At 44.1% G+C, this 12,038-nt stretch carries 8 protein-coding genes, 1 rRNA gene and 3 riboswitches; all 9 genes read right to left on the bottom strand.

Features of this window, described 5'->3' with window-relative positions; genetic code table 11:
- Positions 1-51: 51 nt before the first annotated feature.
- A 16S ribosomal RNA gene (locus MKX34_RS03235) occupies positions 52-1,609 on the bottom strand.
- 365 nt (positions 1,610-1,974) lie between these two features.
- Positions 1,975-2,784 carry a transglutaminase-like domain-containing protein gene (locus MKX34_RS03230; RefSeq protein ID WP_038568647.1) on the bottom strand — a complete coding sequence of 270 codons (810 nt, stop codon included), beginning with the start codon at positions 2,782-2,784 and terminating at the stop codon, positions 1,975-1,977.
- Positions 2,785-2,797: 13 nt separating this feature from the next.
- A riboswitch (cyclic di-GMP riboswitch) is annotated at positions 2,798-2,878 on the bottom strand.
- Between the two features lie 74 nt (positions 2,879-2,952).
- A riboswitch (cyclic di-GMP riboswitch) is annotated at positions 2,953-3,035 on the bottom strand.
- Between the two features lie 113 nt (positions 3,036-3,148).
- Positions 3,149-3,814, bottom strand: coding sequence for a class D sortase (locus tag MKX34_RS03225; RefSeq protein WP_244886418.1), 666 nt, complete (start codon positions 3,812-3,814; stop codon positions 3,149-3,151).
- A 102-nt stretch (positions 3,815-3,916) separates the two neighbouring features.
- A complete protein-coding gene (locus MKX34_RS03220; protein ID WP_076106077.1) occupies positions 3,917-4,324 on the bottom strand; it encodes a GtrA family protein in 408 nt (135 codons plus the stop codon).
- Positions 4,311-5,291, bottom strand: a complete 981-nt coding sequence (locus tag MKX34_RS03215) for a glycosyltransferase family 2 protein (RefSeq protein WP_036679898.1) — start codon at positions 5,289-5,291, stop codon at positions 4,311-4,313. Before MKX34_RS03215 ends, MKX34_RS03220 begins: the two co-directional genes overlap by 14 nt.
- Before the next feature lie 97 nt (positions 5,292-5,388).
- The gene (locus tag MKX34_RS03210) at positions 5,389-7,167 is read right to left on the bottom strand and encodes a phospholipid carrier-dependent glycosyltransferase (RefSeq protein WP_076297135.1); all 1,779 of its coding nucleotides are present in this window, start codon (positions 7,165-7,167) and stop codon (positions 5,389-5,391) included.
- Positions 7,157-9,361 carry a glycosyltransferase 87 family protein gene (locus MKX34_RS03205; protein WP_339204392.1) on the bottom strand — a complete coding sequence of 735 codons (2,205 nt, stop codon included), beginning with the start codon at positions 9,359-9,361 and terminating at the stop codon, positions 7,157-7,159. The genes MKX34_RS03210 and MKX34_RS03205 overlap by 11 nt, the downstream gene beginning before the upstream one ends.
- A 359-nt stretch (positions 9,362-9,720) precedes the next feature.
- Positions 9,721-11,121, bottom strand: a complete 1,401-nt coding sequence (locus tag MKX34_RS03200; RefSeq protein ID WP_036679893.1) for an NCS2 family permease — start codon at positions 11,119-11,121, stop codon at positions 9,721-9,723.
- Between the two features lie 122 nt (positions 11,122-11,243).
- Positions 11,244-11,343: riboswitch (purine riboswitch) on the bottom strand.
- A 202-nt stretch (positions 11,344-11,545) separates the two neighbouring features.
- Positions 11,546-12,010 carry a hypothetical protein gene (locus MKX34_RS03195; RefSeq protein WP_076106071.1) on the bottom strand — a complete coding sequence of 155 codons (465 nt, stop codon included), beginning with the start codon at positions 12,008-12,010 and terminating at the stop codon, positions 11,546-11,548.
- Positions 12,011-12,038: the final 28 nt, after the last annotated feature.

Raw genomic sequence — 12,038 nt, 5'->3', positions numbered from 1 at the left:
AGCTGAGCTTCCGATTTGAATGTCCTCATTGCAGAGAACGATTTTCCATAGAAAGGAGGTGATCCAGCCGCACCTTCCGATACGGCTACCTTGTTACGACTTCACCCCAATCATCTACCCCACCTTCGGCGGCTGGCTCCCTTGCGGGTTACCCCACCGACTTCGGGTGTTGTAAACTCTCGTGGTGTGACGGGCGGTGTGTACAAGACCCGGGAACGTATTCACCGCGGCATGCTGATCCGCGATTACTAGCAATTCCGACTTCATGCAGGCGAGTTGCAGCCTGCAATCCGAACTGAGACCGGCTTTGATGGGATTGGCTCCACCTCGCGGCTTCGCTTCCCGTTGTACCGGCCATTGTAGTACGTGTGTAGCCCAGGTCATAAGGGGCATGATGATTTGACGTCATCCCCACCTTCCTCCGGTTTGTCACCGGCAGTCACTCCTAGAGTGCCCAGCATTACCTGCTGGCAACTAAAGTTAAGGGTTGCGCTCGTTGCGGGACTTAACCCAACATCTCACGACACGAGCTGACGACAACCATGCACCACCTGTCTCCTCTGTCCCGAAGGCCGCTGCTATCTCTAGCAGATTCAGAGGGATGTCAAGACCTGGTAAGGTTCTTCGCGTTGCTTCAATTAAACCACCACATACTCCACTGCTTGTGCGGGTCCCCGTCAATTCCTTTGAGTTTCAGTCTTGCGACCGTACTCCCCAGGCGGAGTGCTTACTGTGTTAACTTCGGCACCAAGGGTATCGAAACCCCTAACACCTAGCACTCATCGTTTACGGCGTGGACTACCGGGATATCTAATCCTGTTTGCTCCCCACGCTTTCGCGCCTCAGCGTCAGTTACAGCCCAGAAAGTCGCCTTCGCCACTGGTGTTCCTCCACATATCTACGCATTTCACCGCTACACGTGGAATTCCACTTTCCTCTTCTGTACTCAAGCCACCCAGTTTCCAGTGCGACCTCAGGTTGAGCCCAAGGTTTAAACACCAGACTTAATAGCCGCCTGCGCGCGCTTTACGCCCAATAATTCCGGACAACGCTTGCCCCCTACGTATTACCGCGGCTGCTGGCACGTAGTTAGCCGGGGCTTTCTTCTCAGGTACCGTCACTCCGATAGCAGTTACTCTACCGGACGTTCTTCCCTGGCAACAGAGCTTTACGATCCGAAAACCTTCATCACTCACGCGGCGTTGCTCCGTCAGGCTTTCGCCCATTGCGGAAGATTCCCTACTGCCTCCCGTAGGAGTCTGGGCCGTGTCTCAGTCCCAGTGTGGCCGTTCACCCTCTCAGGTCGGCTACGCATCGTCGCCTTGGTGGGCCGTTACCCCACCAACTAGCTAATGCGCCGCAGGCCCATCCCTCAGTGACAGATTGCTCCGTCTTTCATTCTTCTCTCAGGAGAAAAAAGAAATTATCCGGTATTAGCTACCGTTTCCGGTAGTTATCCCAGTCTGAAGGGCAGGTTGCCTACGTGTTACTCACCCGTCCGCCGCTAAGTTATTTTGAAAGCAAGCTTTCAAAATAACTCCGCTCGACTTTGCATGTATTAGGCACGCCGCCAGCGTTCGTCCTGAGCCAGGATCAAACTCTCCAATTAGTATTGAAAAGAGCGATATGCTCATTTTGAAACATCTGACGAAAATTAATTCTCTAATTTTGGATATCACTTACGTGATTTCCTACTCACTCGTTGTTCAGTTTTCAAAGATCAAGTTCTCGTTGACGCCGTTTAATGCCTCAGCAGCAACTCTTATAATATATCATGTTGTTTTCAGAAATGCAAGCTTTATTTTTCGAAGCTTTTTATCAGCCTCGTTTGTATCGCCTGTACGCTGTCTAACAACGCTTACCTATAATACCCCAACTATTAATAGAAAAGCAACCCCTAATATAAAAATAAACAACTAGCTTAATAATTAAGCTAGTTGTTTATTTAATAGAGTTATGTTTATAGCAACGAATTTAATAGTATTTTGCCGCAGTATATTTGCTTGAGGCTTTAATTAAATCGGTTTTCTTATCACTCTTTGCAAGTCCTGCATCCACTGTAGTATCAATGGTAACCCACTTCCCATTAAGCAACACTTCGTTCCATGCATGATATTGCGTAACGTAGCTTGTATTCCCCATTACCAACTTAGCAGGAACATCTACACTCCGCAGCATTGCGGCAAAAAGAGAAGCGTAATCATAGCAAATCCCTTTTTTAGTAGTCAATGTCTTATCGATGCTTGGAATATAATCAGTAGTTACACTATTAGCAAGAGAGTAGTCATATTGTACATTCGCAACTACATAGTTATAGATCGCTTTAACTTTCTCTTCGTCTGTTGTTTTGCCTTGTACTAATTGTTTAGCTTTGACAATCGCTTTATCAGAAGAACTCCATTTCACATTCTGTACGGAGCCCAAATATACGGAATTCGAGTCACTCATGGTTACGTCTACTACTTCGGAATATAACGCTTTGTATTTATTACCGGTTGTGTTCTCCAGAACAGAAACCTTATAAGTCCCATTTCCTTGTTGCAAAGGGAAGTCCTCAGCTTGTCCAGAAGCATACAAGTTATAAGTATAGCTGCTGTTATCTTTGGTGATCATGAGTTTGATTCTTTTATCTTTCGGAATATCATAGTTAATACCAATAACACCTTGAGCCACTTTGGATGTAATCAACCAGCTGGCATCTGCACTTGCAGCTTGAGCTGTACTTACCGGAACTGAAGTCATTAGGACGAACAGCGCCACCAGCATAAAATAAACCTTTTTCACGGATAAAACTCCTTTCGGTAGCTGGCTGCCATCCTTTCGGGAAGGCCCTTTAGCTTTGCGTCCCTACCTTTCGATAGGTTTGCCGTTATCGTATAAGCTCTATCTGTTCTAGCTTTACTAGATATAGTTGATAGAATCCATTTGAAACAAACAAAAAAAGCCTCTTCATTCGGTAGCTGGCTGCCATCCTTTCGGGAAAAGGCCCTTTAGCTTTGCGTCCCTACCTTTCGGAAGGTTTGCCGTTATCGTGTTTAGCTTTCATAGTATAATACTATCATATTTATAGTTGTGAACAAGACCTAATTTACTAGATTACCCATTATTTTATAAATATCTCCCGGTATTTGTGTTTTCTTGTCATTCACTATTCTCCTTTTGTTAATTTGGCATGAACAATCAGCCGATGCGTTGGATTCACTAGCGGATCACATGTAATCAGAGTAAGAATCTTATCCTTGTCATTCCCGTCAAGAACGGAGACATCACTCGGATCTACAACAGAAATATCGTATACCTCATAGTTAAACACCTGATCACTAGTCTTTACCGTGATAACATCCCCCACAACAACCTCATTCAATCTGTTAAACAAACGACCCGTAGTTCGAGCCCGATGCGCCGCGATTGCAGCATTTCCGATCTCTCCAAGGGGTGCCGTTTCTTTCATATGGGCTGCAGCATGTTTCATATTAGCTTTTGTAGCCCCTTCTAATACAGGCAGCTTCAAATCAATCTTACCGATTTCAATTAGTGCGATTACTTTGCCACCGACCTCAATCTCCGGTTCAGGCTTTTCTGTCTCTTGGGGTTGGGGCTGTGCCTGAGCATCCAGAACCGATTCCTCTGCTAACAGCTGAGTAACTTCAGCATACCTGCTCTTCAAATCTGGCTGGGGAGTACTATCGGCAGTGCTTAGTTCAGCCGTTTCTAATAACTTCTCCTGCTGCCTGTCGTTGTACCATTCGTTAGCTGTCGGATATAACATGATAAGTATCCCAGCCAGTATGAGTAGATAGGAGAATTTACGCAATGTTATTCACCTCCGTATATTGTTTCTATGGTTATATACAAATCAAGCAGAAACAGCTACTTGCCTTTAAGCATAGCAACTCCTTCTGCCTGAAATTAATGTTTAAAATACCCATATACGACTTCCAAAGAAATTGATGATCACCGTGATAAAGGTAACCAGCACCTTGGAGATCAAGACTTGAATACCTAGTTTGTCTGTCAACAGATGCATTAGCAGCAGTGATATTCCGAGCACTACCAGATTCAGCACGATAAACTTGACCAGCTGCACGCGGTCGAAGCCTTCTTTATTACCCCGGTTGCGATCACGAAAGGTTACTTTTTTATTCAAAATAAAGCTATTCGCCGTACCTGCACTATAGGAGATCACCTGCGCCAATGCGTATACCATCCCTAGTGAATTCAACAATGTAAAAATCACAAAATCAATCAGCGTATTGAGTAAACCTACGGCATTAAATTTGAGGAACTGTATGAATGCAGCGCGCAAGTTCTTATCTGACATCATTGTGGTCCTTCCGGCGGTCCAGTTGTTCTTCGTTCTGGTAGCCTTTAGTCTCACTAACAATATATAGCGGTCTATCTTTAGACTCGTCATAAATCCGTCCGATATACTCCCCAATCACACCCAACAGCATCAGAACGATACCGTTAAAGAGCAGATTGACGCCTACAATGGAAGCCCAGCCCGGAACCGTCCAGGAGGTGAAAAATATCCTTTGGAACAAGACGAAAAATAAATAAAGAAAACTAGAGAATGAAAGAAAGAATCCAATATACGTAGCAATTTTAAGCGGCTTATGTGAAAAAGAGGTGATGCCATCTAACGCAAAACGAATCATTTTCTTCAGCGGATATTTGGTTTCTCCGGCAAAACGTTCTTCCCGTTCATATTCCACCATAGTCTGCTTGAAGCCAACCCAGCTCACCAAACCTCTGACATAGCGGTTCTTTTCTTTAAGTCCCCGCAGGACATCACATACCTTACGGTCAATAAGACGGAAATCACCTGTATCCGTAGGAATATCCACACTTGTCATACTGCTGAGCAGGCGGTAAAAGAGCTTCGCGGTGACCTTTTTGAACATCGTTTCTCCGTGGCGCTTCAGGCGTTTCGCATATACAACATCATAGCCCTCTTTCCACTTCTCGATCATTTGCAAAATGACCTCCGGAGGATCCTGAAGATCAGCGTCAATAACAACAACCGCTTGACCTTCGGCATAGTCCATGCCAGCTGTAATCGCTACCTGATGTCCGAAATTACGCGAGAAGTCAATCAGCTTGACATGCTCGTCTCGTTCACAGATCTCCCGAATCATCTGGGCGGAACGATCACGACTGCCGTCATTGACGAAGACCAGCTCATAAGTATCGCCGCACTCGTCCATTACTTTTTTCAAACGTTCATAAGTATGGCTAATTACTTGCTCCTCATTGAACATGGGTACAATCACACTATATCTGGCTTTCACCTTTATTCCTCCTACAAGCTTTTTGGAGCGTTACATCCATCTACACTTCATAATAACGCTGCATGCATAAACTTATTTTATAGATTTTTATTAAATCCTAGAAAACCCAAGTAGGGAACCAACGCAGCATATCCTTTACGTAATCTCCACTCACCTGCATCCCTGACAGTACCGGGTAGAAAGCGATAAAGAGCAGCAAAGCAACGGCTACATAGACATACTGTACGTAACGGGCCTCAGGGAATTTACTATCCAGCAACTTCATTATATATACAATACCAAGAATCATAAATGGTACCATAGCAAAATAATGGTAAATAAATGTTTCTCTTGGGACAAGCATCCACGGAACATATTGCGAGAAGAAGGCGATCCAGATCATGTAGAGGTTCTTATCTTTACGTTTCAGCGTAATCCACAGCGTTGCCAGCATCGCAAAAATACCCGTCCACCAGATAAGAGGATTCCCCATAGTCACTATACTGCTGACCTGACCTTCCGGCAAACCTTCACCGCCGCTAAAGAACCAGACCGGTCTCTTCATAAACGGCCATTGCCACCATGAGGAAGCAAAGGGATGTGTAGCTACAAGCTGACTGTGATAGTTGTACATATTCTTTTGGGAATCAATCAACCCTTTAATAGTGAAGCCCTCTACTGATGCAGATAACCCTGGCACAAAAGATAAGCTATAAATAATTACTGGAATAATTACAAAGAACCCGATACAACTAGCCAACGTAATAATAGTCTTTTTCCAAAAAGAATCTACCGCTTCACGACAGGTGCCCAGCAATTCCTTGTCTTTAATCTTCCCCTCGGCCAGCAGGCGTCCGGAGGCTTGGTATTCTCTGTAGCGTTCAAAAAGGGAGATAGCCAGCATAATGGCCAGCCCTGCTCCTCCATAGAGCACAATCCATTTCGAAGCTACGCCGATTCCGAAGAATAAGCCAGACCAGAATAACGGAATTAATGTTTTTCTCAAAGGCTGCTTGTAGAAATTCATTGTGTAATACCGCTGCATGAAATAGAACATCAACATAATGAAGAATACTCCGTATACGTCAATCGTGGAGATTCTTGTCTGTGTGAAATGCATGAAATCCAGTGCAAACAATCCTGCCGCGAGGGCGGCGTATTTGCTTTTCTTAAACAAACGCAGCGCCATTACATATATGAGAGGTAACATGGCAACTCCGAACAAGGTTCCGATAATACGCCAGCCGAATGGATTGACCCCGAACAGCTCCATCCCTATGGCAATTAACAACTTACCAAGCGGTGGATGCGTATTCTCGTAAGGCACAATCCCGTGTGTATATTCATAAGCTGTTCGCGCATGATAGATCTCGTCAAAATAAGTGCTATTCATAAAGTTAGAATATTCCGGAATGAGCGACTGCTCGTCAAAAAGATTGGCCGCTGCTCCTCTTTTAGGAACTGCGTTAGCATCCGGTGTCACACCAGCAATAGGAAGGGGTATTCTTTCTCCCCCCTGCTCATAAAAGGCCATTTCGTTCAAAGTGAACCCTGGAGAGGTAACTGTAAACTTCACATATCTCGCAGTAACGTTCAGGGGTTGGCTTTTCCAGATGAAGACATTCCCGACATCCTCACTGACATCCATCGGACTGCTCCAGACCTCAGGATTGTCGCTGAATTCCAGCTTGAACTTACCCGTGCCCACGCCACCAAAGATATTGACCCGTTCCAATGGTTTACTCTGTCCCAAATCTACATAGAAGCTTTCACCACTGGCAGCAGGCTCCCATAAAGTCTCTGGAGATTTAGTAGAGCCAAGATTATATAAAGCAAGCGCTGCGTAAACGGCCGTAATAGCTATTAGGCATATCCAATCTATACGCTTAAACTTCATCGTTAGATCGCCCTCCCTTCTGATGCGGTTTAATTTGCCCGACAACTCTCAAATCTTCTTCATATTGTTCTTCCAGTGTAATTGGTGCTGGAAGAGGTTTTATACCCTTGCGGACATACACATCGTAACCGATATTCAGCATATAAAGCAGTAATGCTAGATTAGCTATAGCAGTCACTAATACGATTCCGTCTGCACCCGGGCTAACATCTGCATTCAGGTGGGATAAGGTGTACGCCACATTGATGTATTGCGTTAAGCTGAATCCGAGAAATAGCGATAAAAAGCGGCGGTCCCGACTTTCTATATAAGTAAACAAACAAAGAATAAGAGCAGGGAACATATAACGTTCATGCATTTTGGTGCCAAGCACAAAGACCACTACTATAAGCACCATGCCGATAAAATAGGATTTGGTCAGGTCCAAGCGATCCTTTTTAAAGGAATAAAATGCCGCAACAGCTACAGCCACTAAAATAAATATGAAGCCCCATACACGGTATGGAATGCCAAGCCAGGTTAGATCAAGGGATGACCACATCGGATCAGTCAGTGCATACAGATTAAATGCATTCACTGAAGAATACGGATAGGAAGATAACGTACTCTTGTAAAGATCAATAATCCCTATCAGACCTCCGTTATTCCAGAAAAATGGTGCCGCAAGCAATCCGAAGATCCCCAATCCATACAAAGCTCCGAATCCAAGCTGCTTCCAAGCGCGGTGATGATAAAAAGCAAACAACAATACCGGCGTGAATATCAACGCTTGCGGTTTAATTAGCGTCGCTAAGGCAAACAAAATTGCGGAGCGAACAAACTTTTTGTTCGCAGCACCATGGATACTGAGCAGCAGGAAGATCAAAAAGAACGAATCTGCTTGTCCCCAAGCCGCTGAATTAATAAGTACCGCTGGATTAAACAGAAACAACAACATCAAGCCGAAAGCAATTCCTGTGCCGAGTTTTTTGCGTGACATTTGATAAATGAAGTAGCCGAGCACCAAATCAGAAAGGATCGCAGGGAGCTTGAAGAGTAAATTCTCTCCACCTGAGCCCTGAGTGAATCCTAAAACGCCACGTATGGCGCTAAGCACGTACAATATGTACAAATAGCCTGGAGGATAATCGGCAAAATAACCTTCTTCATAAAATTTGCCTGGACCTAAATCCACCATACGCTGTCCCCAAGAAATAAAGGTATTCATATCATTCTGATATCCTTGCGCGGTAAGACCAATCCACACCCTCAGGATAAAAGCAACTCCGATGGCAATACTCAGCCATTTGGAATAAATATTCTCAGGCTGCTTCATAAGCTTCTCACTACGGAATGCTTTAGTATAAAGCACTGCAAAAAATACACTAAACAGCGCTGAGATCAGCAACATCTTAGTTGGAGATACTTTATGTGGAGTGTCTGCCTTTTTGTCGCCTGCATCTGGACTAACCGCTGCACTATCCAGCGAAATGACGTTAGCCCCTTCGGGAGCCGCGTCTAATTTTTCTACAGCAAAATCATCAAAATAAGCCTTACCTTGAATTAAGCTAGAGTAGCCGCCCAGACTTGCGCCTATGCCAAATGACTTCTGCTCCGGTCCTGTCTGGCCGATATATTCAAGATACTGCCATTCACCTGCCGTATCAGTTACGCTGGGATACCCCCCGCCTACTCCAACGGCAAGAATGTTGGCGCCCATTCCCTCGCCTGCTGTACTTACTACTTTGATCCATCCAGAGATTTTATAATAACTATTCGGCGTAGCCTCAATCGTCTGCACCCATTTCGAATGATTGGGTTCGATATTCTCAATGACTGCCGCCTTGCTGCCGGAATGGACTTCCTCCGATTGGATTGAAAGTAGGCCTGAGTTGTCTCCTGAAATCCACATATCCTTAGTCCAGTTAGAAGGCGCATCATCTCCCCCCTCCTCAAAGCCAGGGTTCTGCAATAGATTCCCCTCTGCATAAATGCTTGTTACAGGAAGCACAAACAATAACAGCATCAATACAGTCATTACGGCCGCACGTGTACTCTTGATCATCGTCCCAACCTCACCTCGTCCTATATTCATCTTAGTCCAGCCAAAAGCATATACCTTCTGAAAAACAGCTCCCGAATTAGTGTATTTCACCGTTGCTAAGAAATCATTTGGATTGATTTTCTCATAAAAGAGCATATAAATATAGGGCATGTTTACCTTATCTGGATCGCAAACCCTTCCATCCACAATACTCCATTCCATAGGATCGCCCTAAGCTTCAAGGCTCTTATATAGACTCTTATATAGAATAGAAGAATCGCAGTGGCTAAAGCAAATGCCGGAGCAAAAAAAACAGAGATCAGGATCAAGGTGGGTAACAAATTGGACTCTAACACCAAGGCTGCCTCGTCCTGAACATCACCTCTTCAACAATATAATCTAAATCATAGATGATGAAAAGCTAGAAACATAGACTAGCCTGAATGGTTAAGTGCCAACAAAAATATAAAAAAAGGGCCCCCTCAGTTATGAAGGAGCCTTTGAATGCACATCTGTATGCTATATATGAGTTAGCCCGCACTACCAAGAAATACATAACGGAGAATAATCAGAATAGCAAGTACCCACATCATCCAGTGAATATCGTATTTTTTCTTGCCAGCAAGGTTAGCTACACAAGCAAGGATTACATAAGTTACGATACCAAAGGAAATACCATTAGCAATATTATAAGTGAAAGGCATGATTACTAGAGTAAGGAACGCTGGAATCGCAACAACCATATCTTGAAAATCAATTTCGCGAATCGATTGTGCCATGAGCACGCCTACGACAATCAATGCTGCGGCTGTAGCAGATCCAGGGATCAGAGCCACTATTGGTGCAAGGAATAACGCAAGCAAGAAGCACACACCCGTTGTTACAGCTGTAAGACCTGTACGTCCACCTTCAGCAACACCTGCCGCGCTTTCTACAAAAGCAGTAGTAGTGGAAGTACCCAATGCCGCACCACCAGCTACAGCGATAGCATCGACAAACATTGCATTACCTACACGTTTGTTACCTTCTTCAGGGTTGTCCATAATACCAGCGCGTTGAGCAGTACCTACAAGTGTACCAAATGTATCGAACAATTCTACAAAAGTGAATGTTGCGATTGCTGAAACAATACCGGTGTGCAGGATACCATCCCAGTCAAATTCGAAAAAGTTCAATTGCGTCAGGTCAGGCACCCAAGGGGTTGTCGGACTGGACAATGAGCCAAAATCAACTACACCCATCAGTATACCCGCGAGGGTTGTACCCAAGATACCGAATAAAATCGCACCTTTAACTTGCAGTACCATCAGGATGGAAATAAGAAGCAATCCGATAATTACCAATTGTACATCAGTGTTCTCTAGACTACCCATATGAATAATTGTTTCAAAGGATAGGACATCTGTGAATGTATTGGCCGAAATATCTTTACCAGCTTCGACACCAATCGTCATCAAACCACTATTCTTAAGCCCAAGGATTGTAATGAACATCCCGATACCTACGGTAATGGCATGCTTTAAGCTGTCAGGAATGGCTGTCAGTAAGATCTGCCGCACTCGGGTAACCGTGAGCAGGATGAAGATCAAACCGGAAATAAATACTGCGGTCAGACCCATTTGCCAAGTGAATGGATGTTCTGAGGTTGCAGAAGACAAAATTACGGAAGCAAAGTATGCATTAAGTCCCATACCTGGTGCCAATGCTACTGGAAAGTTTATAAACACGCCCATTGCAATGGTGAAAATACCTGCTGCCAGCGCAGTCGCTAGAAATACAGAGTACCAGCCCATATCGATGCGGCCAAATGCTGTTAATGTGCTCGGATTAACCGACAGGATGTAAGCCATAGCCATGAATGTAGTCAAGCCGGCCATTATCTCTGTACGTACTGTAGTGCCGTTCTCTTTCAACTTGAAAAACCGATTCAAATTGTTCTCCCCCTAAGGTATGTTGTGGCTGACAGCAACAAAAAGCCGGTATCTGATCGACACCGGCTCGAAAAAAAGAGTAGCACCAAAGACTATAGCCCTAGATTCAGGACAATACGGGTTGCTCAGCTCTTCTTAATCGTAGCCAGGTCATTACGGTGACCTCGTAGAAACTTCCAGGCCTATTCCCGGAAATATACGAAAGAATTATGTTGTTGTGCTTTATCATTTTAGGGGGACATCACATAAGTTGTCAATGAAAAAAGCGAACATTTTCGACTTTATTTTTTCTATTGTTCGTAATTCATACATTTTTATCTTTAACTCCAACCCCAAAATCCATTAAATCATGCAGCTTATTAACTATCAAAAGCCTTATCAAATGGGTATTTTTCCCTATAAAACAGTTTCAACATGCCCTAGCTTATTGGCCTTTGGAATACTGATAGCTATGCCAAGAATTAGCAAAATGCCCTATAGCTAAACAAATCACTGCAATACCTAACCAGAAAGATCTGCCCCATATAGCCGCAAATCCAAATGCACAAACAGGGAGAACTGCCATGGGAATCGGAAGAAACAATAATGGAGCCCATAATAATCTGAATTGCTGTCCCTTAACCATATAACGAATCCATAAACCGTAATAAATCGTGATAAACACAAAGATAAGTGCAGCCCAGATCCCGAATTCTACATTTTCGAAGTTATCCTTTGAAATCGCAAGAATAGCTATACACCCCAACTGCCCTACTCTCTCCAAAAGGGTGTAGACGATGCCGGCATCTTTTAAACCGCTGGGAACATGATCGGGCGGAAACTTAATCATCAGTAAACTTGGGGCAAGAATAACCATAGCTATTAGTGTTCCAATAAGTGAGAATCCCATTCTAATGGCTCCTGTAAGTTTATTTTTT

Source organism: Paenibacillus sp. FSL R5-0636, from assembly GCF_037974255.1.
Lineage (GTDB): Bacteria > Bacillota > Bacilli > Paenibacillales > Paenibacillaceae > Paenibacillus_AQ > Paenibacillus_AQ odorifer.
Note: the sequence above shows the minus strand (reverse complement) of the source record. Positions and strands in the feature narration are given on the sequence as shown.